Here is a 24,511-nt window from a genome sequence, read left to right on the forward strand (position 1 = left end):
GATAGACGGCGACATCGTCCCACCCATATGCTTGGGAGAAGGGGAAGTGAGGGTTGACCGTGTCCGAAGTGCAGACGAAGAGCATCCTCCACACGCGCACGTCGCATTTCGTGTCGGGGGTCGCCACAGGCATGGCCGTGACCGGACCGACGGACGACGGTTTCCTGCACCTGCACTTCTTCCGTGAAGTGCAGCGCATTACCAACGACGACGTGCCTGCCCGCTCGCTGGCGCCCAACGAGATGGAGCTGGCGTGGGGCCACGCGGAGGCAAATATCCATCTGCACCGCGAGGAGATTGCGGTGATTTCGATTCCGGTCGGCCGCCTGCCCGTCATCAGCACCAGCATTGCCCGTGCCATGCGCTTCGTGGCCACGCTGACGGCGCGATAACCAAAGCGGACCTACGCCGGAAAAAGGTTTGCTCCGAAATAGTCCAGGAAAGCGCGAAGACGCGGCGCGATATGGCGACTGGATGGCCACACGGCTCGGAACACGTTCTCATGGTCGAGAAAGTCGTCGAGGACGCGGACCAGCCGTCCCGACGTCACGCTGGGCGCGACCGTGAAGTCCGGTACGCAGGTGATACCGCAATCGGCCTCGGCCATTTCCAGCAACGGGGCAAGCGTACTGGCGGCCGCAGCGACGGGCAGCGGCACGTCGGGGCCCTTGTTGTCCTGCCGGAAGGGCCAGCGTTCGAGCTTTCCCGTGGTGGGAAATCGATGGTGGAGACAGGCGTGGGAGATCAGATCGGCGGGGACTTTCGGCGTTCCCGCGCGCTTGAGGTAACCCGGCGACGCCACCAGAACCAGGTGATACAAACCCAGCCGCCTCGACATCAGGCGTGAGTCCACGCCCTCACCCGTGCGGATGGCCACGTCGAAACCTTCGTTGACGATGTCGACCAGGCGGTCGCTGTAGTCGAGATCGAGCTCGATCTCGGGGTACTTCGCCATGAAACCCGCCAGCGTCGGCGCGAAAAGGCCACCGAGGATAGGCAGGCTGACACGCAGCTTGCCGCGTGGCGTGGCCCGGTTGCCAGCCAACTCACGCTCTACATCGCCGATTTCCTGGAGGATGCGCCGGCAGCTCTCCAGCAGCATCTCGCCTTCCGGGGTCAGCGAGATGCTCCGTGTGCTGCGATGGAACAGGCGCACACCCAGGTGCGCCTCGAGGCGGGCAATCGTCTTGCCTATGGCCGACGAGGACAACCCGAGGATGCGGCCAGCCTGCGTGAAGCTGCGCGTTTCGGCAGCGTGGACGAAGGTGGCGAGGGAGCTCAGGCTGTCCAAGGCGGGCGCCTCATCCGGGGTAGGAAGGCTACATCGTGCTGCCTTCCGCCCTTTCAAGGCAATCTCAGGCCATCGCCGCCTCGGCATGCGCCGGATAGTCCGTGTAACCGGCGGCGGTACCGCCATAGAACGTATCGCGGTCATAGGGAGCCAGCGGGGCACCGTCGGCGATGCGCGCCGGCAGGTCCGGATTGGAGATGAAGAAGCGACCGAAGGCGACCAGATCCGCGCTGCCTTCGGCGAGGATCGCCTCGGCGGATTCCGGCGTGAAGCCACCGGCAGCGATCAGCGGGCCGTGGAAGAACTGGCGCAGCAGGCGCGACGCCACTGGGTTCTGGTCCTTCGATGCATCTTCCGCATTGCCGAGCACGCGCGGCTCGATGAGGTGCAGATAGGCCAGGTTGAGCTTGTCGAGCTCGGCGGCGACGTACGTGAACAGCGCCTCCGGGTTCGAATCCTTCATGGCGCCGAAGCTGCCACTCGGCCCCAGGCGCACCGCGACGCGGTCGCTGCCCCAGACCGAGATAGCGGCCTTCGTGATGTCGAGCAGGAAGCGGGCGCGCTTTTCGATGCTGCCACCGTAGCTGTCCGTGCGCTTGTTCGAACCGTCCTGCAGGAACTGGTCGATCAGGTAGCCGTTCGCGCCGTGAATCTCGACACCGTCGAAGCCAGCCTCTTTGCCACGGACAGCGGCGAGGCGGAACTGCTCCACCATATCGACCACCTCGGCTTCGCTCAGCGCACGATGCGGCGAGCTCGGTACCCAGCCATTGGCGGTATAGGCGACGCCTTCATAGGCTACTTCGGACGGAGCGACGGGCGCGCCGCCATCCGGCTGCATGTCGGAGTGCGACTGGCGGCCCGCGTGGAACAGCTGAAGGAAGATCAAGCCACCCTTGGCGTGCACCGCGTCGGTGACGCGCTTCCATCCCGGGATCTGCTCGTCGGCATAGATGCCAGGCGAGCCAAGGTAGCCGCCGCCGTTCGGCGCGACCACGGTCGCCTCCGACACGATATAGCCGCCCCTGGAAGCACGCTGGCGGTAGTACTCGACCATCAGGTCGCCCGGGTTGTCGCCCGGCTGCTCGGAGCGCATGCGGGTCAGGGGCGCCATGACCACGCGGTGGTCGAGTCGGATAGCGCCAAGGGAGATCGGTTCAAGGAGTTTGCGGGTCATGGAAGTCGGCCGGTAGTGGGAAGGAGAGACCGCGGAAACATCCGCGCTTCGCCATCAGTTGGGCCCTCCCTTCGCCAGGCAGTAGCCCGGCGGGATTCCAGACAGTGCGGCCGTGGATTCCGCAATGACCACTACCGCGTAAGCGACGCGATCAGGGGCTCTGCCGGTCGTTCTCGGCAGAGATCTCCTGCATGTCGAGGTCGCGTTCGAAGTAGTGCAGGAGTTCGTCGTGGATCTGCCCCGAGCGGTGTAACCGGAGCAGTTCCACGCGGCCCGCCGCGAGCGCGGCGAGGATCACGTCGTAGTGAGCTTCGCGTCCGCCGGTGAAATCCTGCGGGGCAACGGCATAGCGTTCGGCCACCGTCACGCGATACGTGTACTGCTCGAGCAGACGAGGATGGACAAGGTGCCCTTCGCTGTCGTACGCATGCGCCTTGACCGCCTCCAGTTGCGCGAGGTCGATCAGCCTGTTTGCCTGACCCTCATTGAGGTGCACGGTGTCGACATGCACGGCGCTATCGAGTTTCAGCCAGCGAATAACCGGGGCGATCGTGCCGCCCTGCACCACCACCGTCACCAGGATGACCGCGAAGGCCGCGGCGAGCGTCAGGTCGCGCCCGGGCATCTGTTCGGGCAACGACAGCGCGATAGCCAGTGTCACCACGCCACGCATGCCAGCCCAGCTGAGCAGGAACGAGGCCGACGGTGATGCCGGGGCAACCTTCTTGCCGACGAGACGCGCCAGCGGCCGGCGCAGGTAATCGGTGGCGTAAACCCATAAGAAGCGAGAAACAATCACGGCGGCGAGGACGGCCAGGATCGGTCCGCCGAGGGCGTCCAGCGCGCTGCCGATGCCGCCGAGGCGCTCGACCACGCCGCGCAGCGAAAAGCCGATGAGAATGAACACCAGGGCTTCAAGCAGGAAGATCATCACGGCCCAGAACGCCGTGGCGCGCATGCGTACGTTGGCCGAAAAGATGTCGTGCTGGTACCAGCCCAGCAGGATGCCGGTCGTCACCACCGACAGCACGCCGGAAACATGCAGGCTTTCACCACCGATATACGCCGCCCAGGGCGACAGGCACGCGGCGGTGATCGCCAGGTAGACATGCGTGATGCGACGAACGACCTGGACCGCGATAAAGCCCACCACGGCACCGACGACCACGCCGCCGGCCGCCAGGCCCACGAAACTGAGCGCGGCCTGTTGTGCACTGAAGGCGCCGGTCAGCGCAGCGGCGACGGCGAACCGAAACAGCACGAGCCCCGTCGCATCGTTGAGCAGGCTCTCACCCTCGAGCAGGACCATGAGCCGCCGCGGCAGGCGCACTTTGCCGAGCACGGCTTTCGCGGCCACGGCGTCCGGCGGCGACACGACGGCACCCAGTGCGAAACAGGCCGCCCAGGGCAGTGAAGGCACGACCCAGTGCACGGTGGCACCCACGGCAAGCGTCGTGAAAACGACGGCACCGATGGCAAGCCAGAGGATGCCACCCAGGTACTTACGGAAGTCCGACCAGACCGTGTAATACGCCCCGTCCTGAAGCAGCGGCGGCAGGAAGACGATCAACACCAACTCCGGGTCGAAGGTCACTGGCGGGATACCGGGAAGGAACGCGATACCGATCCCACCCGCCAGGAGCGCTGCCGCCGAAGGCAGCCGAAAACGCCGCGCGATCAGCTCGAGCGCAAGGATCGCGACCAGAAGCAAAAGCACGAACTTGAACGTTTCTGTCGACGACATGATGACCCCTGCGAAAGCGGGACAGCCCGCAGCATCCCAAGCATAGACGAGGAGGACTATCCTTTGCGGATGGACCGTATCGAAGCTATGAAGGTGTTCGTTGCCGCGTTGGACGAGGGCAGCCTTGCGGGTGCCGGCCGGCGACTTTCGCGATCGCCGGCGGCGGTGAGCCGGGCCATCGCCTTCCTCGAACATCACGTCGGTGCCGAGCTGCTTCATCGCACCACCCGGTCGATCCGGCTCAGTGAAGCCGGCGAACGCTATGCCGCCGCCTGCCGTCGCGTGCTGGCCGAACTGGATGAGGCCGACCTCAGTGTGGCGGGCGAGCGGGCGTCGCCGCGTGGCACGCTTACCATCACCGCGCCGCCGGTCAGCGGCGAGGACATCCTCCGCCCCGTGGTGGACGCCTATCTCGAAGCCTATCCGGACGTATCGATCGACTTCAGGCTGCTCGATCGCCACGCCAATCTCGTCGACGAAGGCATCGACATCGCCATGCGCGTGGGCGAGCTGCAGGATTCATCGATGGTCGCCACCCGGGTCGGCGGCGACGTGAAACGCGTGGTCGTGGCGTCGCCGACCTACCTCGATGCTCACCCCCCCATCCATGAGCCTGGCGATCTTCTCCAGCAGCGCATCATCACCACCACGCACTTCGGCCACGACACCTGGGTGTTTCCGCCCGCACCGGGCAGCTCCGTCCCTCGCTCGATCCGCTTCAAGCCACGGCTCATCGTGAACAGCGTGCGCGCCGCCATGGCCTCGGCTGTGGCGAACCATGGGGTAACGCGCCTGTACACCTATCACGTGGCCGACCGCGTCCAGGATGGCTCCCTCCGCCTGGTGCTGCGTCACGCCGAGTCGGCCGGATTACCCGTGCACCTCATCACGCCTAACGGGCGTCTGGCCGTCCCGAAGGTCCGCAGCTTCGTTGACTTCGCGGTACCGCTGTTACGCACGGAGTTCGCACGCCTGATGGCCGAGGCGGAGGCCCTGGGAGGCCGTTGAGGCCTCAGCGCTGCGCGGCGGCAACGTCCGTCAGCAGGCGTACGTAGCCCTGCGGGTCCTGCGAGCCTGAAAAGAACGGCTTGTCGTCCATGAAGTAGCTGGGCACGCTGGTCACCCCCGCCCGCTGTACGGCCGCCTCCCGTTGACGTACTTCGGCATGCAGGGGCGTCGAGCGTGCCACTGCCTGCGGCGCCATGCCGGCACCGGTCGCGAGCGTCTCGAGCACACCGTGGTCGCTAAGGTCCTGGCCCTCGGTGAAGTACGCGGTGAACATCGCATCGGCAAGCCGTGTCTGCAGGGACGAACCGCCCTCCTTCCAGGCGAGACGGAGCAGCGAGTGCGCGGCCAGGGTGTGCGAGGTGCGTGTCTGCTTGTCGTAGTTGAAGACAGCGCCAAGCGGACGGCCGGCCGCGACCGCGCGCGCGTCCATGGCCAGTGCATTCTCCCAGCTTCCGAAACGGGTGCTGCGGAAGGCACGCCGATCCATGCCGTCCGGCGGCAGGGTCGGGTTGAGTTCGAACGGAATCCATTCCAGTTCGACGTCGATGCCCTGCCCGGCCAGTGTCGCGATGGCCTTGTCCAGGCTGCGCTTGCCAATGAAGCACCAGGGGCAGATCACATCGGCGACGACCTGGAGTTTGAGTACGGTGGTGTCTTGCGCTTGCATGGGGGGTTCCCGATAGTCTCGTTGCAAAAAGGGCCGCGCGTTCGCGTTGCTCCGCGGACGCGCGGCCCCGTGGTGAGCGATCAGCGACCGGCGTTCTGGCCACCGTCGACGTAAAGCACTTCACCCGTGGCGAAGCTGGCACCTTCCAGGTACAGCACCGCATCGGTGATGTCGCTGATCTCGCCGATGCGCTTCATCGGATTGAAGGCAGCGAGGGTCGCGAACGTTTCCGGCGAATGGATCGGGGTCTTGATGAAACCAGGGGACACCGCGTTGATGCGGATGCCTTTCTCGCCGTATTCCACGGCCAGTTCTTTGGTCACCGAGGTGAGGCCACCCTTGGTCAGATTGGCGAGCGCCGTCGGGACGCCCGCGATAGCCTGGTTCACGAACGTCGTGGTGATGCTGACGACGTGACCGCTACCCTGCTTTTCCATCTGCGCAATGGCACGCTGGGTGATGTGGAAGAAACCGGCGAGGTTGGTCGAGATCATCGCGGCGAAGTCGTCCGTCGTGTACTCGGTGAACGGCTTGGCGATGAAGATGCCCGCATTGTTCACCAGGGTGTCGATGCGACCGAACTTCGCCATCGCTTCACGCACGACGCGCTCGGCCGTGGCGGCCTCACCGATGTCGCCGGCGACGGCAAGCACGTCCGGGTCACTGCCCTGGACGATGGAACGCGACGTCGCGACGACGCGGAAACCCTTGGCGCGATAGGCCTTGACGAGGCCTTCGCCGATACCCTGCGAACCGCCGGTGATAACGGCGACTTTCTGTTCGTTGCTCATGTCGATCTCCTCATGGGTACGGCTCACCGTTGAGCCGATGGAACCCAAGTTGGGGATCAAGAGGAACGTGCTGAATGGCCGGCCGCAGGCAGTGACTGTTCCGCTGCGCGCAATAATGCCTGTCTACGTTCGTTACTTGCCCGGATCGGTCGCTCCGAGCTCGCCGGTGTAGTGGGCCAGCCTTGTCTCCACGTCCGGCGTCTTCTGCAGGCCCTCCTTCATCAACTGGCCGATCTTCGCCTGCGCCTGCGGACGCTGTACCGAGGTGATGAAGGCTGCCCAGCCCGCACCGATCTCGTTGTCGGGCGGCAGCGAAGGGCCGTTGACCAGTTGCTTGATATCGGCAATAGCCTGCTTGTCGAATCCGGCGATGCGGCGCGCCAGCGCGTCCACGAAGCCATCCAGCTCGGCATCGGGTAGCGAACGGTTGACGTAGCCATAACGCTCGGCAATATCGCCGTTGATGTCGTCACCGGTGAGCAGGACTTCCAGCGCACGGCCACGCCCCATCAGACGCGGTAAGCGCGCCATCGGGCCACCACCGGGTACCAGCGCGGCGCCGACTTCCCATTGCGACAGGATCGCCTTTTCGCGGCTGGCAAAGCGCATATCGCTGGCCAGTGACAGCTCACTTCCCACACCCGTGGCACGCCCGCGAATCGAAACGATCGACACCACGGGCGCCTTGCTCAGGCGGACGAGCATGTCGGGTAGCGGGGGTAGCCCGGTCGGCCCGGGGGGAAGACCAGTGGTCTTCTCCAGCGCTGGCACGAAGTCGTAATGGGTGAGGAAGAATCCCGGCACATCGCTGTCAAACACCACCACACGAAGATCCGGATCCTTCTCGATCGCGGTGATCACTTCATTGAGCTGCGGAATCGTTTCCGGCCCGAAGATGTTGAACGGTGGATTGTGCAAGGTCACCCGCCAGTACGCAGGCGAGATCTGCCGGACCTTAATCTCCTGTTTGACCGGCGCGGCGCCGTGGTCGGTTGCGGCACCTTCCGCGCCGAAAGCAGAGCCCGTGACGGCCGCCAGCAGCATCGCCCCGGCCATGAGACATGTTTTCATGAGGTCACCTCGGTTTGCGTTTTCGTGTCACGCAACAGTAAGTCCGCCGTGACCTGCAGATATAACTTGCAGCGGGTCGAACTTTATTGTCGCTTCGCGTCATGGCACTGGCCAATCGACAGATAGGAAACGATCAAGTCGGTGCGTATAACCGGAGAGGATTGCCAACACTGGAGGACGATCGATGCGCTTACTCGCCGTTGTACCCATTGCGCTATTGGTTTTCGTCGCCCTTCCCGTTCATGCCGCATGGCACGCCGCGAATCCGGCAGTTGCGGAAGCCGTGAAGAACCCACGGATCGCCGCTGTGCTCGATGCGACCACACGCATGGACAAAGCGATCCTGGCTCATGACGTCTCTGCTTTCGGTAACACCTTCACCGACGACGCTGTCGTCAATAATCCTTTCAACATGATTGCGAGAAAAGCCGACGCTGTTAACAACCTGCGAACGCGGATGATCGATTACACGTCCCTGGACCGATCGATCGAGTACGCCGCAACCAGGGGTGCCCATGACGTGATCCTGATGGGCGAGGAAACGCTGACGCCCGTCGGCAAAGCGCGCTTTGCCGGCAAGACCGTTCATCGACGGACCACCGAAATCTGGACTGACGAAAGTGGCCAATGGAAACTGGCGATCCGCCAGGCGACCATTTATTCCGCAGAATGACGCATGCGTTCTAGAATCCCAGCACTTCCATGGGAGATTCCAGACGCATGACTGACCCGACCTTAGACGAACTCGCCCGCGAAGAAGCCGCGCTGCAGTTCGACGGCTTCAGCCTGGACACCGCCTGGACCATCGGAAACGCGTTGCGCGAAGGCGCGCTCGCGCGCTCGGGCGCCGTGGCTATCGAGATCGCCCTGCGCGACCGCCCGCTGTTCTATACGACAACACCGGGCGCCGATACGTCCAACGGCAACTGGATCCGCCGCAAGCGCAACACCGTGCTCGCGCTCGGTACGAGCACCCTCGTCGTCGGCATGAAGCTGGCGAAGGCTGGCCAGACCCTCGAAGAGCGCTACGGACTTGCCCCGGCGGAGCATGCCTCCGATGGCGGCGGCTTCCCGCTACGGCTGCGCGCCTTGGGTGTCATTGGCGCGATCACCGTATCCGGCATGCCCTCGCTGGAGGATCACCGCCTGGTTACGGACGTACTTCGCGCGTTCCTGCCGCGCTGATCGGCGCCAACTCGGGCACGTGACTCATCACGTGCTCGGCGATGGCCGCGATGGTGAGGCTCGGATTGACGCCGAGGTTGGCTGAGAGCACGGACCCGTCGCACACATAGAGGTTGCGGTAGCCATGGATGCGGCCGCGGCTGTCGCACACCCCCGTACCCGCATCCCGGCCCATCACGGCACCGCCCAGGCAATGGGCCGTCATCGGGATATCGAGGAAGATTTCTGACAGTGAGGTCATCGCTACCCCGCCGGTTGCCTGCGCCGCCTTCATGGCAAAGGCGTTCGCGGAGGGAATGAAGGTCGGGATTTTCGGTCCCTCGGTCACGAGACGACGGGCAAACGGCCAGAACCAACGGCGTCCGAGTCGCATGGTGAGCTGGCCGTCGAGCGTCTGCATGCACAGCAGGATCATCGACTCGCGAGCCCAGTTCTTCGTACGCACCAGCCGGAACAAGGCGCGCGGTCGCGTCAGAAGCATGGACAGAACCGTTAACAACCAGCTTGTCCGACGGTGGCGCCCCTTTGCCATGACGGTCGTCAGCAGGCCCATCACGTCCGAGCCCGCCGGGTAGCGCGTGGCCTCGATATGCGTATGCGCGTCGATGTAGATACCCGACCCGATGGCGACGCCGCGCGAGAGATCGTCCGTGGAACCAGGAAAGCGAATGCCGATGAGCGACTCGGCATTGGTGCGTACGCCATGCCCGAGTGCCGGCGATATCGCCGGTAGCGCCCCATTCTCGCGTAGCCGGAACAGCAGGTCCTGCGTACCGAGCGAGGAGGCGGCGAAGACCACCCCTTTACAGCGCAGGCGGGCCGAGACCCCGCCCTTGCGCGTCGTGACGACGTAGCCACCGGAACCATCCGATGCGTCGCCGATCGGGCGCACGTCGACCACGCGCGTCTGCTCGATCACAGTCGCGCCGCGTTTCTCGGCAAGGTAGAGATAATTCAGGTCCAGCGTGTTCTTGGCGCCGTACCGGCAGCCGACCATGCATCCGCCGCAACCGGTGCAGGCATGGCGATCGGGACCTTCGCCGCCGAAGTACGGATCCGCATAGGTCTTACCCGGTGCGTCACCCTCCTCGCCAAAGAAGATGCCGACGTCCGTCGCATAGAAGCTATCCCCGACGCCAACGGACTGTGCCATATCGCGCAGCCGGAAATCCGCCGCTGCGAGTCGTTCGTTGGTCGTCACACCCAGCATCCGCCGCGCGGTCGCGTAGTGCGCCGGCATGATGCGTTCCCAATCTTCCAGACCCGCCCATGAACCCTCGCGCCAGACACGCGGCGGCGGTTCAAGCAGGGTCTGTGCGTAGGTAATGGAACCGCCACCGACCGCGTTGCCGTGGAGCACGATCACGTGACGGAAGAAGCGCATCCCGAAGAAGCCGTGCACGCCTAGCGACGGAGCCCACAACCATCGCGACAATCGCCAGTTGGTCGTCGGCAGGGTCTCGGGCGTCCACCGCCTGCCCTGCTCGATCACCGCGACGCGGTACCCCTTTTCAGCTAGTCGTAACGCCGACACGCTCCCGCCGAAGCCGGAGCCGATGACGATGAAGTCGACATCGCGGTCGGCGCTATGCATCAGGGATGGACCGGTGAGCAGATTTCCACGAGGCAGCCATTGAGGTCACGGACATAGCCTACCTGCTGGCCCCATGGTTTGGCTTCCACCGCCTTCACAGCGAGCGCTCCCGCGCCGAGGGCTCGCTCATAGGCATCCTCCGGCGAATCCGTGACCAGGCATATCTCGATTCCGGCAGGCAGGTCTCGCAGATTGTTCGGACGGATCGCGAGACCGTTCATCTGCGCCATGGTCTCGCCAGCGAAGCTGAGCGCCGTCTCTCCCGTCTCCATCTCGGCATACAGGCCACTCTCGTGGACGAAGCGTCGCCGCAGGCCGAACGCCGATTCATAAAAAGCGACGGTCGCGGTGACATCGGGAACGTAGATGAGGGTGTAGCCAAGGCGCATGAAGTCTCTCCCAGTGATGGGCCAGAGCGTAGCCTGCGCTCCGAAGAATGTGACAGATGTCGACGAAGCGCACGCCCCGGCACGTCGACGGCGACCGCGACGTCATCCCGGCTGATCCCGGCCACTTCGCGACAGTCACCAGGCAGGCGTGGATGCGCTGCGGCGCCCTTTTGACGGCGCCGAAGTGGCTACCGCCGAGATTAAATGCCAACCTTCCTCGTCGACCAGGACAGCGTCCGGCAGAACGCCCTCCATGGTGATCTCCATCCCGCGCGCGCCTGGAAGGCGTCGCTGCTCCGGAAACCACGGGCGGTCCCGGTCGACGACGATGAGCAGCCCCTCGTGATCGCCCATGGGAGCGAAACCTTCGGAGAGATCGCCGAATGGCGTAAGCCCCGTGCGCACCACAAGCTGACGAACCAGCGCCGGAACATCGTCGGTCGGCAGTCCGACTTCACTCACGCAGGCGATCTCGCCGCTTCGAAAGTCGCCACTCACATTGCCCTCAAGGACGAATGACCGACGTGCGATAAGCTCGAGCACGGCATCGTGCGGACCGGCGAAGTACACCGACTCCGAATCCCAGACGCCACCGACATGGAATCGCTCCTCGCCAAGGGGATCACGCAGCAGCAAGGCGCGCTTGCGTAACCAGGTACAGGCCGCGTCGAACCGGTCGTACGGAATATTGAAAGCGAGGTGCACAGCGCCTGGATCGGTCGAGGTGGGACCGATGTCGATGTCGGTCCAGCCGACGTGCACCGTCGTGCCGGTCGTCGGGAGTTGGAGGACATCGCGGTAAAACGCGAGGCAGGCGTCCACGTCGGTGGACGGCAGGGTCAGTCGGGGGATGCGCATCGGATGTGCTGCGTCGGTGGGGGAAAGCCATTGGACAACCTCAACCAAAGTTGAGGTCAAGCAAGAACGTACACGACTTGCGTACACACCTCGGGCGTAGCCTTGGGGTCATGACACATCGTGACGATCTTCAAAGCATGCTCGACCGCCTCGCCACCGAGGTGCAGGCCGGTTTGCACGAGAATCCCGACCCGGATGCGTTCTGGCCGACCTTCGCGACGCAGTCGAGCCTCGTCCTCGAAGCCGCCGGACCCGAACATTTCGACTGGGTAAGCTCGGAGGTGTCGTCGATTCTGATGAAGCACGGGATTTCGGTGCCGGAGGCGTAATCGCCAGCACCCATCGCCGATGAATCGGCTCCCACAACGGCCTGTCCATGCCAGAAGTCACGGATTTACCTGCTTAGGACAATTTGCCAGACTCGGGTGATCGTCCCGACAACAAGGCTTCAGCATGCGACCGTCGCGCCCTGCCCTCTCTCACGTCAGGACCGCGTTGTCGGTCGGCGTCGCCTCTTTCTGTCTCGCCCTGCTTGCCGAGCCCGTCGCGGCCCAGGCCGTCCAGACGCCTGAACAGAAGGCACTCATCGCCAAACGCATCGATCTCGAAAAACAACTCGAGGATATCGCCGTCGTCGATCGCAAGGTGATGGTGAAAATGCGTGACGGCAAGCGCATGGCCGCGGACATCTATCGACCCAAGAATCCCAGCGGCAAGGTACCGACGATCTTTGTGCGTACCCCGTACAACTTCAACTTCTGGGACGTGAAGAATGGCGCCCCGCGCGACATGACCCACGAACTCGAGGCCGTGAAGCGTGGCTACGCCCTAGTCGAAATGAACGAGCGCGGCCACTACTTCTCCGAAGGCAACTACGACATCCTCGGTGCGCCCCTGAGCGACGGCGTGGATGCCGTGCGCTGGATGTCCACGCAGCCCTGGTCCAACGGCAAGGTCGGCACGACCGGTTGTTCATCGACCGCCGAATGGCAGATGGCCGTGGTCGCGCAGAACGAGCCGGCGCTCGCCACGTTCAACGTGCAGGGCTTCGGCGCCGGTGTCGGCAAGGTCGGTCCGTATTACGAGCAGGGCAACTGGTACCGCGGCGGTGCCGTGCAGATGCTGTTCCAGGCCTGGATCTACGGCGAGCAGAACCAGGTTCGCCCCATGTTCCCGGCCGATACGTCGCAGGCCGACCTGATCCGCGCCTCCAAGGCCTTCGACCTGGATCCGCAGATGCCCCCGGTCGACTGGGACCAGGCGTTCTGGCACCTGCCGGAGAACGAGATCCTCAAGGCCGTCGATGGCCCCAAGGGCATTTTCGCCGACGCCATGGACGTGCCGACAGGCGGCAACATGATCGCGCGCACGCCGAACAGCCCCGCCTGGCGCAAGGGCGGTTTGTGGCATGACGATATGAAGATCAACAAGCCGGGCCTGTGGTTCATGAGCTGGTTCGACGTGTCCGTCTCACCGAATCTGGCCGCCTTCAATCAGGTCCGCGCCACGGCGCCCAAGAATGTCGCCGACGAACAGTACGCCATCATCGCTCCGGTCCTGCACTGCGCCTATACGCGTGCCACCGAACACACCATGATCGGCGACCTCGACGTGGGCGATGCCCGCTTCGACTACGAAGGCCTGGTGTTCGGCTGGTTCGACAAGTTCCTCAAAGGCGTGGACAGCCCCGTCGTCGATAAGCAACCCAAGGTCATGTACTACGTGATGGGCGAGAACAAGTGGCGCAACTCGCAAACCTGGCCGCCGGCGGGCGCCGTCACGCGCGACCTGTTTTTCACCAGCGGCGGCAAGGCCAACACGCTGTATGGCGACGGCAAGCTCGTCGACACCGCGGGCGGCACCGACCAGCCGGATAGCTTCGTCTACGATCCGGCCAATCCGGTCACCACGCTGGGCGGTGGCGGGTGCTGCCAGGGCAATGCGGTGAAGTTCGGTTCGTTCGACCAGAACCCGCAGCTGGCTCGTAACGATATCCTAGTCTACGACTCCGAACCCTTCAAGGAAGGCACCGAAGTCAGCGGACCCATCACGGTCACGCTGTATGTATCTTCCGATGCGAAGGACACGGACTTCACGTTCAAGGTCATGGATGTCCGTCCGGACGGCAAGGCATTCAACATCACCGAGAACATCCAGCGCATGCGTTACCGCGAAGGCTACGACAAGCCGCCGGTGTGGATGAAGGATGGCGAGGTCTACAAGGTCACCTTCCAGCCGATCGATACGAGCATGTTCTTCTATCCGGGGCACAAGCTGCGCGTGGCGATCTCCAGCAGCAACTTCCCGCGCTTCGATCGCAACCTCAATACCGGTGGCAACAACTATGACGAGGCTAAGGGTGTGATCGCGCATAACGCGGTTCACCACGACGCGGCGCATCCGTCGAAGATCACGTACACCATCGTTCCGCGTACGACGCCTTGACCTGACGCGGCAGCGGGATGGCCCGCTGCCGCGGGATCGCCGCTGAAGCGGCTCCCACAAAGAGCGAGCTCCTGCCGTGTGTGGGAGCCGCTTCAGCGGCGATGGGAGGACGATCACCCCGCCCGGCAGTCGGCAGACACCTTGCTTGCCGAAGCGGCCACGCACTGGCTAAACCCCGCCGGCAAATTGTCGAGGCGCAATGTCTCGGCCACCGGCAGTGAGAACGCGCGAACCTGCGCGTCGCCATGAAACACCGCGTAATAGCAACGGCCGCTCTGGCTCGCCTTGCATTCGAACCACGCTCGGCCCATGTGCACGTCGGTAAAGCTATCGAGGGTAACCGTTCCGTTCTCTCGTGCCGTCGCCACGATGCTGCGATTCTGCGCGTCAGTGCAACCGGCGAGGTTGAGGAAGCAGTAGATGATGGCTAGAAAAAGTCGCATGGAAGTCTCCTTCGTCACATGGCGCGGAAGATGGCCATGAACGGCTGACTCACATTCAAGGTTTCGGGGCGCCCACGCAGGCGCAGGCAACCCTTGCCGGTGTCGTCCCGTTCGACCGAGGCGACCTGGCGCAGGTTGACGATGGTGGAACGATGGATCTGGCGGAACGTCTTCGGATCGAGCTGGCGTAGCAGGTCGCGAATCGGACGGCTCAACAGCGCATCGCCCTCCGCCGTTGCGACCACCGTGTACTTGTTGTCCGCGCGGAAATAGATCACGTCGTCGACGAGGATCAGCCGCGTGGCCTTGCCGGCGCCAGCGGTGATCCAGGTCAGTGGCTCGTCCGGCGCTTCGTCGAAGCGCTCGATCATGTCCTTCGCCAGATCACCCGTGCGGCGTGCGTGGCGCGCAGCATCGGCTAGCCGACTGCGCAGACGGGTGACCGTCTGTGCCAGGCGATCCGCAACCACCGGTTTGAGCAGATAGTCGATGGCGCCACGCTCGAACGCGTCGACGGCGTACTGGTCGTACGCGGTCACGAAGACCACCAGGGTGTGCGGACTGGCATCCGCCGCCGCAGCGGCCACTTCCATGCCCGTAAGTCCTGGCATGCGAATGTCGAGGAAGGCGATATCCGGTTGATGCGTGGCGATAGCCTCGAGCGCTTCACCACCGTCCTCGCAGACCGCCACGATCTCCAGGTCGGGCCACGCCTTTGCCAGTTCACGCTGGAGAGCTGCGGAGAGCAGCTTCTCGTCTTCGGCAACGATGCACTTAGGCATGATCGTTCACTCCCGTTGCTGGCAACGTGATCGTCGCGGCGACGCCGGCTGGGAAGTTGTTACCGATGACAAAGCTCGCCAGCGCGCCGTAGGTCAGGCGCAGCCTCTCGCGCAGGTTCTTCAGGCCGATGCCGGTGCCCGAGCCTTCGCTGCGAAAGCCCATGCCGTCGTCGGCAACCGTCACCGAAAGCACACCGTCTTCCACGCGACCGCGAATCCATATCCCGCCGCCGCCAGGCTTCGGCTCGAGACCATGCTTGATGGCGTTCTCGACCAGGGTCTGCAGCATCATCGAAGGCATCGGCAGCATCGCGATGGCGTCGGCCACCTCGGTATGCACGGTGAGGCGCTCGCCCATGCGCAGCTTCATGATCTCGAGCCATGCCGTGGAGCGTTCGAGCTCCTGGCCGAGGGTCGACAGCGATCCGTCCGTACGCGGCAGCGAGCGGCGCAGGTAGTCGATCAGGTGCCCCAGCATGCGGTCGGCCCGAGCGGGGTCAGTGCGAACCAGTTCCTGTGCGCTGGCCAGCGTGTTGTAGAGGAAGTGCGGCTCCACCTGCGCCTGCAGAAGGCCGAGCTGTGCCGCCGTGAGCTCCTTTTCCATCGTCGTCTGCCGCACGTCGGCGCGCTCGCGGTTGCGCCGTTCGGCGAGGCGCTGGGTCATGGCACGAACCAGGGTTTCGACGTGCTCCAATGACGCACCGCCATCGGGATTGAACCAGTCGACCCAGGCACTGCTGTCCGGCTCGCAGACGAACATGACACTGCTCGATCCGTCGGCTGGCGTAATCGTGGCGGAGATGCGCGTGCTGCGTTCGAAGGTGCCGTGCTGCAACGAGCGGCGGCGTTGCGGCATCGCGCCGGACAGCAGGCGAACCATCGCGTGGATCTGCAGGCCACCTCGCGTACCGTTGATGTCCTGCACGTTCGGCAGTTCGCGGATCACCGCATCGACGATGCCGAAGGCCTCGTCGGCACCGTAGGGTACTTCGACCCGACGCCGCTGCCGGTTGGACAAGGTCTCCCCGTCGATGCGTCCGGCAATGGTGCGAACGCGATACAGATGCGTCACGCCCCGCCCCAGTGCGATGAGCAGGCCGACGAACCAGGCCAGCGTGACGAACCAGGGCAGATCGCCGTGGTGCCAGTCGAACATGCCGAACAACACGAGCAGCATGCACCAGGCCGCGAACCACGCTATGACGATACGACCGAGGAATTTGAGGCTGGCCATCGCAATGGCTCCGATGCTGGATTGCCGGGGAGCATACGATGGCGCGGAGTCGTCCTTCGACGCGTTTCCGACGAAACGCCGGATTCGCCGACGAAACGCCCTTCCGCGCCGCAGCATGACCTCGCCGCCTCGATAGTCCATGCTCGGGCGGTTGGCTTTAGCGGTGGGGACCGCGAGCCACGACAAAGACAAAGGGGTTAACGCATGGCCTTGTTGCTCGTCGTTTTCGCTGTCGTTGTTCTAGCGATCTATCTCGGTATCAATATGCTGCCGAAGAATCATCCCGCCAACTGGCTGCTCGGCATCGTCGGTGGCGCCTGCCTCGTGCTCGCCTGGTACGCCATTTTCAGACCGATGATGATCGCCACGGGTGGTTCCGACCCGTCACTGATCACACTCGGCCTGCATGCGGCCGGCATCGTTTCCTGCGTCCTGGGCATCGTCTGCCTGGGCGTGTGCGTGTGGCGCGACCCGGCACGCTTCTGGATGCTTTCGATCGTTTTCATCGGCGTGATCGGCGCCACGCAGGTCACCGCGCTCGGCTGAGCGCGACCGTTCTTCCGCCTCAGGGCTGGCGGTCGCGTCAGATCTTCTGACAGACCGCCTTGTCCCGATCAGGCCTTGAAGGGATACCCGCTCACGATCAGTTCGGCAGTGCCGTCCGCGACGTCCAGCACGGCGCGAGCGCCGAACGGCAGGGTCCATTTATCCTGTTTGTGGCCAAACGCCAGACCCCGGACGATAGGCGTACCGCAAGCGCTCGCGAACCGCTCGAGCGCGTGCTCGATGTCGTAGCCATTGTCGTACTCGCTGACGCGTTGCCCACCGAGACCGCCGAGGATGATGGCCCGTTGGCGGGCGAGAACGCCGCTCAACGCCAGCTCATACAGCATCCTTTCGACACGGTAGGCCTGCTCGCCCGTCTCCTCGAGGTAAAGGATGCCGTCGTCGATCGCCGGCATATAAGGCGTACCGATCAGGCTGCAGAGCGCCGATAGGTTTCCACCCCATAACGTGCCCTCGGTATGCAGATCCGTCTGCCCTTCGGGACACGCCCAGGTGATGTCGGTCCGGGGGGACTGCAGGGTTTGCCAGAAGTGACGCCAGGTGTTCTCGCGCAGGTACCCCGCGCCGAAGTCCTGGACCAGCATGGGGCCGAAGAGCGATCCGATCCCGCTGCGCGCATACAGAGCGCACTGGATCACCGTGAAGTCGCCATGGCCGACCATGACGCACGAACTTTCTGAGAACCGGGCCGCCAGGCCCGCGTAATCGAGGTGTTCAAGCAGCGCGATGGCGCCGTAGCCACCGTGGATGGCCATCACCACGTCCGGCAAGGGCCGATCCGGGTCGGCGAGCTGGTTGATATCCGCCGCGCGCTCGGCATCGCTGCCAGCGAAGCGCAAGGACACCCGGTCCACGACGTGAGCGCCGAGAACCGTGTGGCCCGCGGCCTGCAGGCGTTCAATACCTCGCTGGCAGGCGGCGCGATCTTCTGCGTAACCGGAGGGAGCAATAAGACGTATCTCGAATCGTTTCGGCATGACTGGCAGTACGTGACCTGTACTACCAATACCTCTACGAGGCCGCGAAGGCAACCCGAAGTTGTCCGATCGGGGCTCGAGCACCCCTGACTGGGTCTGCGCGGCGTCATGAATCACAGCATCTCTCCTGATCGGACTCTCACGCCGCGGTTGACGTGGAGATCTCGATTAGAGGAGCTGAACGAGGCTCCCGTTGATCAATTGCGGCAACGGGCTAATCGTAAACGGCACGTCCCTGTGCGGTGATGCTTACCAGCCTTCGAATTCTTCGGCCGCCGCCAGATCATCAGCCGGCGCACTGCGAATGAGCGTTTCACGCGGCTGCTCGCCGAACACGCTGCGATACTTCTCAGCGAAGCGTGAGAGGTCCCACATACCGCAGCTGAGCGCCACGGACTTGACCGAACGCCGTCCGGCTTCTGCCGTGACAAGACTGCGATGCGCCGTGCAAAGTCGAAGCATGGCGAGGTACCGGTTCGGCGGAATGCCGAGCAGGTCGTCGAAGGCGTAACGTAAGCCACGTTCGCTGGCTCCCGCGGCCTGGCATAGCTCCTGGGAATAGATATCCCGACGGAGATTGGCTCGCATGAAACGTTCCGCGCGGCGCATGACCTGGTAGTGCGCGCGTCTTCCGCGCGATGCCACCGGTCTCTCTTCGGACGAGGAACCGAGGGCCACCCGGATATGCTCGTCGAGAAGGTCCTCGACGGGACCGAATGCCATGTCTTCGGTTTCATGCACGCGTTCGCTTATCTGCCGATAGGCGCGCTTGAGATGCTCGGAGGTTACCGAGAACAGGCGAAGTCGTTGCGCGGCCATGTCCACGTCGGCGTGATCGGAGGCCATGAACCGCGAGCGAAAGCGCGCGTAAGGGGCCATCACAAGGGTGAACCGCGTGCCGCGCTCGAACATGAAATCGGTCGGGGTGCCACGCAGCAGCGTCACGCCCATTTCCGATTCGACACCGACGCCCTGGCACCAGCTGCGTTCTCCGGTCTCGTGGAGGTAGACGAGCATGCACGCGTCGTCGGGTACGGTCAGGGAGCCCCGCACGTCGAAATCGATATGCCCGGTAAGGTAGGTGACCCCGTCGTGTGTCTTCGACGCGATCGATGCGCGGGGCCGGGCCGGGCTGAGGGTCAACAGATCGACCTCGCACATGCCGAGCGCCGCACCCAGGGTGACCAGATCGTAATCTTCCAGCCCCTGCACGTTGGAAGGGCGAGTCATGCGCCTACCTCCCTGCGGTTGGTTATTCCCTGCATCGGCGGGACGGCGTCATTGGCACGACGCGTGGCCCCGGCAACGCCCCATTCGTTGCCCATCCTGATCCGAACGCGAACCCTTCCCATATGTACCCCCGCAACATCCATCGGCAGGCGACGCCCGCACGCGACTAAACCTCCATCGGCCGACGTGACCCCGCTTTTCCAAGTGGGCCATGTCGACGCCATTAACTAACGATGTAATGCAGCAAAAGCCAGCAGTTTGTGAATATGCCGAATTAGCTTAGCGACTGTCGGAAGCGATTGATGAATTTGGTAAAAGTGCCGCTTGTGCGAGACCAGAGACTACACCCAGAGAGGGGTCGCCGTGCACGACTCGAATTCCGGGAAAACTTGCGCCTACGCGCTCACGAACCTGCGGCGAGCGCGACGTGCCACCCGTGAGGAAAACGCTGGCAGGCGGCTCACCGATATCGGCCTGCGCCTGGTCCAGAAGGCGCCCCATCCTGTCGAGGAAATCCTCCGATGCCGCGCGGAAATCGCCGGCAACGGCATCGATCTTCAGACCTGCCTCGATGAAATCCAGCGATGCCGTGGCCTCATCCGAAGCGGACAGGTCGATCTTCATGCGCTCGGCCGACTGGTTCAGCCGGGTGGTTGCGCCGGTTCCCTGCAAGGCGCGCAGGCGTGAACCGAAGGGCTCGTCCACCTGGCGATAGTCCTGTTTGCGGAACTCGCGCTGCTTGGGCAGGTTGTGCACGCTGGCCGCCTCGACGAAGTGGTGCACCGGTACGCCGCTCAGGTCCTTGCCGAAGCGGGGCATGAAGCTGTGCAGGCTCACGCCCACGTCCAGGTCCGTACCGCCACGCGGCAGGCCCCAGCTGCGGTGCATGATCGGTACCTCACCGGCGCCCAGCTCGGCATAGGCGACGTCGGTCGTACCACCGCCGATGTCGACGATGATCGCCCGCTGCCGTTCCGCCAGCGACTGGTGGTAATGCATTGCCGCGGCAGCGGGCTCCTCCAGGAATGAGACCTCGTCGAAGCCGGCAATCCGTGCTGCTTCGCGGAGAATGGACAACGCCTGCTCGCCGCCGGCCGCGCCCATGGAGCTGCGGAACTCGACAGGGCGGCCAATGACGGCCTCGCGAACGGGCGTGCCGAACTGGCGTGTGGCCACCAGGCGAACGTGCTCGAGGATGTGCGCCGCGATGCTCACGATGGTCTTGCGCACACGCGGATCGAGCTTGTAGCCGAACATCGACTTGGGCGATTCGATCAGGTTGCCGGTGCCCTCTTCGAGGTAGGCGTCCACGGCCTCCTCGCCGAAGAGGGCGTCCTGGAAGCTGGCTACGGACGCCGAGGCTTCGCGCGTGCGCTCTTCCATCCACTGCCGGCGCACCACACGGATGGCATCCCGACGCAGGTCCATGTCGCCGCGTGGCACCCGTCCGGCCTGGCGCTCATCGAGACGGGAGGCGCGGACGAAGGCATCCACCTGGGCTTCCAGGACCGGGGTCAACACGAAGTCGTCCACGTTGGGCACGATTTCGGGGAAAAACACCGCGGTGCGGAACTGACGGGCGTCGCCGAAACGGACCAGTTCGAGCTGTCCGTCCACGATAGCCGCTGCGGCCGAATAGCTGGTTCCGAAGTCGATGCCGATGCGCATGGGGGAAGGTCTTCCGGGAACGGGATAACCGACCATTATGACTCCCTTGCCGCTGCGGCGACAGGGCCGCCCTTGCCGCTACACTCGGGATCCACCTTATCTGCCCAAGGGGACTCTCCGCCGATGCGTCGACTCGCTCTCGCCTGCCTGACCGCACTGACCCTGGCGGCCTGCCAGTCCCACGACGACGACAAGACGGCGGCGGCACCTCCGCCCGCTCCTGCCAGGGCCGCCACCTCGCCACCCCCGCCGCTTCCGGCCGTGGCCAACGAGCAGCACACCTTTAGTCCCGAGATCACGCCGGACGACTTCGCCGCGCACCTGCGGGTCATCTCGTCCGACGAATACGACGGCCGCAAGCCCGGCACCCTGGGCGAACGCCTGACGACCAACTACATCATCGAACAGTTCAAGCGAATGGGTCTGGAGCCGGGCAACAAGGGCGAGTGGGTACAGACCGTGCCCGCGGTCTCGACCGCGCTGAGCGACCCGGCCAACGTGAAGCTCGATGTCGCCGAAGGCGGCGGCCAGGAAGCGTTCGCGTTTGGTAGCGAGATGGTCGCGGGCACGCTCCAGGCCAAGGCCGACGTGGATCTCAAGGATTCGGATGTCGTTTTCGTCGGCTATGGCGTCAACGCACCGGAAGCCCAGTGGAACGACTTCGATGGCGTCGACGTGAAGGGCAAGACGGTCATCATCCTGGTCAACGACCCGGGCTGGAACGCGAACGATCCCAAGCTGTTCAAGGGTCGCGAAATGACCTACTACGGCCGCTGGACCTACAAGTTCGAAGAGGCGGCCCGCCAGGGCGCCGCTGCCGCGTTCATCGTCCATCAGACCGAGCCCGCCGCCTACGGCTGGAACGTGGTGCAAAGCAGCTGGTCCACGCCGCGCCTCGACCTTCCCCAGAGCGAGGACCCGTCGCCTCGCCTGCCGGTTGCCGGATGGCTGACCCACGAAGCGGCACAACGCCTCTTTGCGAAAGCCGGGAAGAACTTCGACGACCTCGCGAAGCAAGCCGACGTGCGCGGCTTCAAGGCGGTGCCGCTGGAGGCGAAGGCTTCCATCCACCTGCAGAGCGCGATCACGCATTCGCTGAGTAACAACGTCATCGGCATGGTCAAGGGCAGCGACAAGCCCGACGAAGCGATCGTCTACACCGCCCACTGGGATCACCTTGGCCACGATCCCTCGCTGAAGGGCCATCAGATTTACAACGGTGCGGTCGACAACGGCACCGGCATTGCCGCCCTGCTGGAAATTGCCGGCAAGTTCGCCCAGGACAAACCGAAGCGCACGGTGATCTTCGCGGCAGTGACCATGGAAGAATCGGGCCTGCTCGGCTCGGAATACTACGTCGCCCACCCACCCTTCCCGCTCAACAAGACCGTCGCGGACATCAACATGGACGCGTTGCCGATCACCGGCGCGACCAAGGACATGGAAGTCGTCGGCCTCGGCCAGGGCGATCTCGAAGACATGTTCGCCGAGGTAGTCAAGGCCGACGGCCGCGTCGTCAGCGGCGACGCCTCACCGGAGAAGGGCCACTATTTCCGCTCCGACCACTTCAACTTCGCCAAGGCAGGCGTGCCCGCACTCGCTGCCAATGGCGGCATCGACATGGTCGTCGGCGGGAAAGCCGCGGGCGAAGCCGCCGCCAACGACTACGTCAAGAACCACTACCACCAGCCGACCGATGTCTACGATATCCGCTGGAACTTCGACGGCGTGACCCAGAACGTCAAGGCCTTCTATGCCCTCGGCGAAAAACTCGCCGACAGCGACGTCTGGCCGGCATGGAAGGACGGCAGCGAGTTCAAGGCCGTCCGCGAAAAGTCCCTCGCTGCGACGGCGAAGAAGAAAAAATAAGTTCTTCGCAGGCTCGCTGCAGGCTCTCTGTAGGAGCCGCTTCAGCGGCGATAACCCGTCCGCCGCAACCCCCATCGCCGGCATAGCCGGCTCCCACAAAGAGCCGGCTACCTCAGTAATTCACCTGCAACTGCACCCGCAGCAGCTGCCCATCAATACGACGATAAGGCGCCGTACTCACATCCGTCCGGCGCATATTCGCCCAGGCCACCGCCAGTTCCACCGCATTCGAAGGCTGCCATTCAACACCCGCCTCGATCTCGTCGACCTGCATCTTCGGCGCATTCGTGTCGAACTTCGCCGCACCACGATACGTCTGCCACTTCGCATACGGCATCAGCGAGCCATAGCCACCGTCAAACTTGTACATCACCTGCGCATAGCCACCGCGCAGCGATTGCGTACGGATGACCCGGCGCGCGACATCGAGCTCCGGGCCCTGCCCGACCGTCCACTCCGCCTGGAAGCCGAACGGCTGCGGGTAATACACCACGTGAGCCGCAACGCGACGGTCCGTCGAGCCGGCGACAGGCGCGTCGACGACCGGGGTAAACGTCCGGCCATCGATGGTCGCCGAACCGGTCGTGACCTTGTAGCGGCCTGAATAGGCGTCCGCACCCACTTCGAGGTACTGCCCGTTGGCAAACTTGAACGGATAGGAGAAGTGGATCACCGAGTGCAGCTGGTCGTTGCGATCCGGACGATTCGCGCCCTGCCCGTTGTACACACCGACGCCGAACACGCCGTAGTCGCCGGAACCTTTCAGGCCCGACTTGACCAGATAGGCATAGCGCTCCTTGATCTCCTTCGGTGTCCAGTAGAAGAACACGCCGAGATCGCGCTCATCGCGTACGGCGGAATTCAAGGCGTCGGCGCGATCCAACGCAAGACGGTTCTGGCTCGACTGCAGGTCTTCCCAGCCATAGGGGATCTTCGACTGGCCGGCGCGGATACGATAGGTCTTGTCCTTGTCGAGCCACAGGTCTGCGTAGGCATCGCGTAGCTGGGCGAAGTTGCCCGTGCTCGACCCCGTAGGCGTGCTGGCAAAGTCCGGCTGGATGTAGATCGACATCTTGTCGGTCACGTCGCCACTGATGACCACGCGGGCGCGGCGAATGCCAAAGCCCTGCTCGCGGCCGATGTAGCGATCGCCCGGGGACTTGAGGTCCTTCGCGTCGCCGCCGACCTCCTGGTTGTAACGCATCTGCAGGTAGCCCCGGATGCCGATCTTGTCGTACCAGGCCTTGGCAGCCGGTGTTGTCGGCGGAGTCGCCGCCACCGCCTGCACCGACGCGCTCGCAGAGACTGTCGCCGTGTTCGCTGCCGGTGCCGCGACCGCCACCGGCGCCGGGCTATCGGTCACCTGCGCGAACTTGCCCAGACGCTGGCGGCCCGGACCCGGCTCCGCAAATAGCTGCCGGGTGGTCGTATCGACGTAGAGCTCGATAGCTTCTTGCGGTGCGCCCTCGGCGGCCGCGGTACCGCACATCGTCCAGAAGGCGGCGGCCAGGGGAAATCTCT

The 24,511-nt window shown here is 64.1% G+C and carries 24 protein-coding genes; 8 read left to right on the forward strand and 16 right to left on the reverse strand.

Going from position 1 to position 24,511, the window contains the following annotated elements:
* Positions 1 to 59: 59 nt before the first annotated feature.
* Positions 60 to 392 carry a hypothetical protein gene (locus tag HB634_RS08015; RefSeq protein WP_157503920.1) on the forward strand — a complete coding sequence of 111 codons (333 nt, stop codon included), beginning with the start codon at positions 60 to 62 and terminating at the stop codon, positions 390 to 392.
* Between the two features lie 11 nt (positions 393 to 403).
* On the opposite strand, the gene HB634_RS08020 is transcribed toward HB634_RS08015, so the two are convergent.
* The 3 genes from HB634_RS08020 to HB634_RS08030 all read right to left on the reverse strand — a co-directional run bounded on the left by HB634_RS08020 (position 404) and on the right by HB634_RS08030 (position 4,212).
* Positions 404 to 1,291, reverse strand: a complete 888-nt coding sequence (locus HB634_RS08020; RefSeq protein WP_255548447.1) for a LysR family transcriptional regulator — start codon at positions 1,289 to 1,291, stop codon at positions 404 to 406.
* A 64-nt stretch (positions 1,292 to 1,355) separates the two neighbouring features.
* Complete coding sequence (locus tag HB634_RS08025; RefSeq protein WP_213948230.1) at positions 1,356 to 2,468, reverse strand: alkene reductase; 1,113 nt, start codon at positions 2,466 to 2,468, stop codon at positions 1,356 to 1,358.
* A 151-nt stretch (positions 2,469 to 2,619) separates the two neighbouring features.
* Positions 2,620 to 4,212, reverse strand: a complete 1,593-nt coding sequence (locus tag HB634_RS08030; protein WP_063573504.1) for a Na+/H+ antiporter — start codon at positions 4,210 to 4,212, stop codon at positions 2,620 to 2,622.
* A 69-nt stretch (positions 4,213 to 4,281) separates the two neighbouring features.
* Here HB634_RS08030 and HB634_RS08035 point away from each other — a divergent pair, with 69 nt between their 5' ends.
* The gene (locus tag HB634_RS08035) at positions 4,282 to 5,220 is read left to right on the forward strand and encodes a LysR family transcriptional regulator (RefSeq protein ID WP_063573505.1); all 939 of its coding nucleotides are present in this window, start codon (positions 4,282 to 4,284) and stop codon (positions 5,218 to 5,220) included.
* 4 nt (positions 5,221 to 5,224) lie between these two features.
* On the opposite strand, the gene HB634_RS08040 is transcribed toward HB634_RS08035, so the two are convergent.
* From HB634_RS08040 to HB634_RS08050, 3 genes are all read right to left on the reverse strand, one after another.
* Complete coding sequence (locus HB634_RS08040) at positions 5,225 to 5,887, reverse strand: DsbA family oxidoreductase (protein WP_213948231.1); 663 nt, start codon at positions 5,885 to 5,887, stop codon at positions 5,225 to 5,227.
* Between the two features lie 80 nt (positions 5,888 to 5,967).
* Positions 5,968 to 6,678: an SDR family oxidoreductase gene (locus HB634_RS08045; protein ID WP_063573941.1), complete on the reverse strand. Its 711-nt coding sequence runs from the start codon at positions 6,676 to 6,678 to the stop codon at positions 5,968 to 5,970.
* Positions 6,679 to 6,810: 132 nt separating this feature from the next.
* Positions 6,811 to 7,749, reverse strand: coding sequence for an enoyl-CoA hydratase/isomerase family protein (locus HB634_RS08050; protein ID WP_213948232.1), 939 nt, complete (start codon positions 7,747 to 7,749; stop codon positions 6,811 to 6,813).
* 184 nt (positions 7,750 to 7,933) lie between these two features.
* Between HB634_RS08050 and HB634_RS08055 the strand changes: the two genes are divergently transcribed.
* Positions 7,934 to 8,422, forward strand: a complete 489-nt coding sequence (locus tag HB634_RS08055) for a nuclear transport factor 2 family protein (RefSeq protein WP_213948233.1) — start codon at positions 7,934 to 7,936, stop codon at positions 8,420 to 8,422.
* A gap of 47 nt (positions 8,423 to 8,469) precedes the next feature.
* Complete coding sequence (locus HB634_RS08060) at positions 8,470 to 8,934, forward strand: heme-degrading domain-containing protein (RefSeq protein WP_213948234.1); 465 nt, start codon at positions 8,470 to 8,472, stop codon at positions 8,932 to 8,934.
* Here HB634_RS08060 and HB634_RS08065 read toward each other — a convergent pair.
* From HB634_RS08065 to HB634_RS08075, 3 genes are all read right to left on the reverse strand, one after another.
* Complete coding sequence (locus tag HB634_RS08065; protein ID WP_213948235.1) at positions 8,900 to 10,528, reverse strand: GMC family oxidoreductase; 1,629 nt, start codon at positions 10,526 to 10,528, stop codon at positions 8,900 to 8,902. The genes HB634_RS08060 and HB634_RS08065 overlap by 35 nt on opposite strands.
* Positions 10,528 to 10,917 (reverse strand): VOC family protein, encoded by a 390-nt coding sequence (locus HB634_RS08070; protein WP_213948236.1) that lies wholly within the window; start codon positions 10,915 to 10,917, stop codon positions 10,528 to 10,530. The genes HB634_RS08065 and HB634_RS08070 overlap by 1 nt, the downstream gene beginning before the upstream one ends.
* Before the next feature lie 135 nt (positions 10,918 to 11,052).
* Entirely contained in the window at positions 11,053 to 11,775 is a 723-nt protein-coding gene (locus HB634_RS08075) for a hypothetical protein (RefSeq protein ID WP_213948237.1), read from the reverse strand.
* Between the two features lie 137 nt (positions 11,776 to 11,912).
* Here HB634_RS08075 and HB634_RS08080 point away from each other — a divergent pair, with 137 nt between their 5' ends.
* Together HB634_RS08080 and HB634_RS08085 are read left to right on the forward strand one after the other, a co-directional pair.
* Positions 11,913 to 12,104, forward strand: a complete 192-nt coding sequence (locus HB634_RS08080) for a hypothetical protein (RefSeq protein ID WP_157503969.1) — start codon at positions 11,913 to 11,915, stop codon at positions 12,102 to 12,104.
* A 124-nt stretch (positions 12,105 to 12,228) separates the two neighbouring features.
* Positions 12,229 to 14,220, forward strand: coding sequence for a CocE/NonD family hydrolase (locus HB634_RS08085; protein ID WP_213948238.1), 1,992 nt, complete (start codon positions 12,229 to 12,231; stop codon positions 14,218 to 14,220).
* Positions 14,221 to 14,333: 113 nt separating this feature from the next.
* On the opposite strand, the gene HB634_RS08090 is transcribed toward HB634_RS08085, so the two are convergent.
* From HB634_RS08090 to HB634_RS08100, 3 genes are read right to left on the reverse strand one after another with little or no spacing between them, the layout of a single operon-like run.
* Entirely contained in the window at positions 14,334 to 14,663 is a 330-nt protein-coding gene (locus HB634_RS08090; protein ID WP_213948239.1) for a hypothetical protein, read from the reverse strand.
* A gap of 14 nt (positions 14,664 to 14,677) precedes the next feature.
* On the reverse strand, positions 14,678 to 15,445 hold the full coding sequence (locus HB634_RS08095; RefSeq protein ID WP_213948240.1) for a LytTR family DNA-binding domain-containing protein: 768 nt from the start codon (positions 15,443 to 15,445) through the stop codon (positions 14,678 to 14,680).
* Positions 15,438 to 16,679, reverse strand: coding sequence for a histidine kinase (locus HB634_RS08100; protein WP_063571517.1), 1,242 nt, complete (start codon positions 16,677 to 16,679; stop codon positions 15,438 to 15,440). Before HB634_RS08100 ends, HB634_RS08095 begins: the two co-directional genes overlap by 8 nt.
* Before the next feature lie 204 nt (positions 16,680 to 16,883).
* Between HB634_RS08100 and HB634_RS08105 the strand changes: the two genes are divergently transcribed.
* Positions 16,884 to 17,225 carry a hypothetical protein gene (locus tag HB634_RS08105; RefSeq protein WP_046969573.1) on the forward strand — a complete coding sequence of 114 codons (342 nt, stop codon included), beginning with the start codon at positions 16,884 to 16,886 and terminating at the stop codon, positions 17,223 to 17,225.
* A gap of 68 nt (positions 17,226 to 17,293) precedes the next feature.
* Here the strand turns inward: HB634_RS08105 and HB634_RS08110 are convergent, their stop codons facing one another.
* From HB634_RS08110 to HB634_RS08120, 3 genes are all read right to left on the reverse strand, one after another.
* Positions 17,294 to 18,223, reverse strand: a complete 930-nt coding sequence (locus HB634_RS08110) for an LD-carboxypeptidase (protein WP_063571518.1) — start codon at positions 18,221 to 18,223, stop codon at positions 17,294 to 17,296.
* A gap of 249 nt (positions 18,224 to 18,472) precedes the next feature.
* Complete coding sequence (locus HB634_RS08115) at positions 18,473 to 19,453, reverse strand: helix-turn-helix domain-containing protein (protein ID WP_213948241.1); 981 nt, start codon at positions 19,451 to 19,453, stop codon at positions 18,473 to 18,475.
* 279 nt (positions 19,454 to 19,732) lie between these two features.
* Positions 19,733 to 21,121: an Hsp70 family protein gene (locus tag HB634_RS08120; RefSeq protein WP_213948242.1), complete on the reverse strand. Its 1,389-nt coding sequence runs from the start codon at positions 21,119 to 21,121 to the stop codon at positions 19,733 to 19,735.
* A 123-nt stretch (positions 21,122 to 21,244) separates the two neighbouring features.
* Between HB634_RS08120 and HB634_RS08125 the strand changes: the two genes are divergently transcribed.
* On the forward strand, positions 21,245 to 22,990 hold the full coding sequence (locus HB634_RS08125) for a M28 family metallopeptidase (RefSeq protein ID WP_255548449.1): 1,746 nt from the start codon (positions 21,245 to 21,247) through the stop codon (positions 22,988 to 22,990).
* 112 nt (positions 22,991 to 23,102) lie between these two features.
* Here the strand turns inward: HB634_RS08125 and HB634_RS08130 are convergent, their stop codons facing one another.
* Positions 23,103 to 24,479, reverse strand: coding sequence for a porin (locus HB634_RS08130; RefSeq protein WP_255548483.1), 1,377 nt, complete (start codon positions 24,477 to 24,479; stop codon positions 23,103 to 23,105).
* Positions 24,480 to 24,511 lie beyond the last annotated feature (32 nt).

Source organism: Luteibacter sp. dw_328, from assembly GCF_018449605.1.
Taxonomy (GTDB): Bacteria; Pseudomonadota; Gammaproteobacteria; order Xanthomonadales; family Rhodanobacteraceae; genus Luteibacter.

Coding starts and splice junctions, on each gene's coding strand:
- HB634_RS08060 (WP_213948234.1), top strand. CDS start 8,470: ATGACTGACCCGACCTTAGACGAACTCGCCCGCGAAGAAGCCGCGCTG.
- HB634_RS08115 (WP_213948241.1), bottom strand. CDS start 19,453: ATGACTCGCCCTTCCAACGTGCAGGGGCTGGAAGATTACGATCTGGTC.
- HB634_RS08025 (WP_213948230.1), bottom strand. CDS start 2,468: ATGACCCGCAAACTCCTTGAACCGATCTCCCTTGGCGCTATCCGACTC.
- HB634_RS08125 (WP_255548449.1), top strand. CDS start 21,245: ATGCGTCGACTCGCTCTCGCCTGCCTGACCGCACTGACCCTGGCGGCC.
- HB634_RS08100 (WP_063571517.1), bottom strand. CDS start 16,679: ATGGCCAGCCTCAAATTCCTCGGTCGTATCGTCATAGCGTGGTTCGCG.
- HB634_RS08095 (WP_213948240.1), bottom strand. CDS start 15,445: ATGCCTAAGTGCATCGTTGCCGAAGACGAGAAGCTGCTCTCCGCAGCT.
- HB634_RS08070 (WP_213948236.1), bottom strand. CDS start 10,917: ATGCGCCTTGGCTACACCCTCATCTACGTTCCCGATGTCACCGCGACC.
- HB634_RS08050 (WP_213948232.1), bottom strand. CDS start 7,749: ATGAAAACATGTCTCATGGCCGGGGCGATGCTGCTGGCGGCCGTCACG.
- HB634_RS08055 (WP_213948233.1), top strand. CDS start 7,934: ATGCGCTTACTCGCCGTTGTACCCATTGCGCTATTGGTTTTCGTCGCC.
- HB634_RS08130 (WP_255548483.1), bottom strand. CDS start 24,479: ATGTGCGGTACCGCGGCCGCCGAGGGCGCACCGCAAGAAGCTATCGAG.
- HB634_RS08090 (WP_213948239.1), bottom strand. CDS start 14,663: ATGCGACTTTTTCTAGCCATCATCTACTGCTTCCTCAACCTCGCCGGT.
- HB634_RS08040 (WP_213948231.1), bottom strand. CDS start 5,887: ATGCAAGCGCAAGACACCACCGTACTCAAACTCCAGGTCGTCGCCGAT.
- HB634_RS08030 (WP_063573504.1), bottom strand. CDS start 4,212: ATGTCGTCGACAGAAACGTTCAAGTTCGTGCTTTTGCTTCTGGTCGCG.
- HB634_RS08085 (WP_213948238.1), top strand. CDS start 12,229: ATGCGACCGTCGCGCCCTGCCCTCTCTCACGTCAGGACCGCGTTGTCG.
- HB634_RS08045 (WP_063573941.1), bottom strand. CDS start 6,678: ATGAGCAACGAACAGAAAGTCGCCGTTATCACCGGCGGTTCGCAGGGT.
- HB634_RS08110 (WP_063571518.1), bottom strand. CDS start 18,223: ATGCCGAAACGATTCGAGATACGTCTTATTGCTCCCTCCGGTTACGCA.
- HB634_RS08065 (WP_213948235.1), bottom strand. CDS start 10,528: ATGCATAGCGCCGACCGCGATGTCGACTTCATCGTCATCGGCTCCGGC.
- HB634_RS08035 (WP_063573505.1), top strand. CDS start 4,282: ATGGACCGTATCGAAGCTATGAAGGTGTTCGTTGCCGCGTTGGACGAG.
- HB634_RS08105 (WP_046969573.1), top strand. CDS start 16,884: ATGGCCTTGTTGCTCGTCGTTTTCGCTGTCGTTGTTCTAGCGATCTAT.
- HB634_RS08120 (WP_213948242.1), bottom strand. CDS start 21,121: ATGCGCATCGGCATCGACTTCGGAACCAGCTATTCGGCCGCAGCGGCT.
- HB634_RS08075 (WP_213948237.1), bottom strand. CDS start 11,775: ATGCGCATCCCCCGACTGACCCTGCCGTCCACCGACGTGGACGCCTGC.
- HB634_RS08080 (WP_157503969.1), top strand. CDS start 11,913: ATGCTCGACCGCCTCGCCACCGAGGTGCAGGCCGGTTTGCACGAGAAT.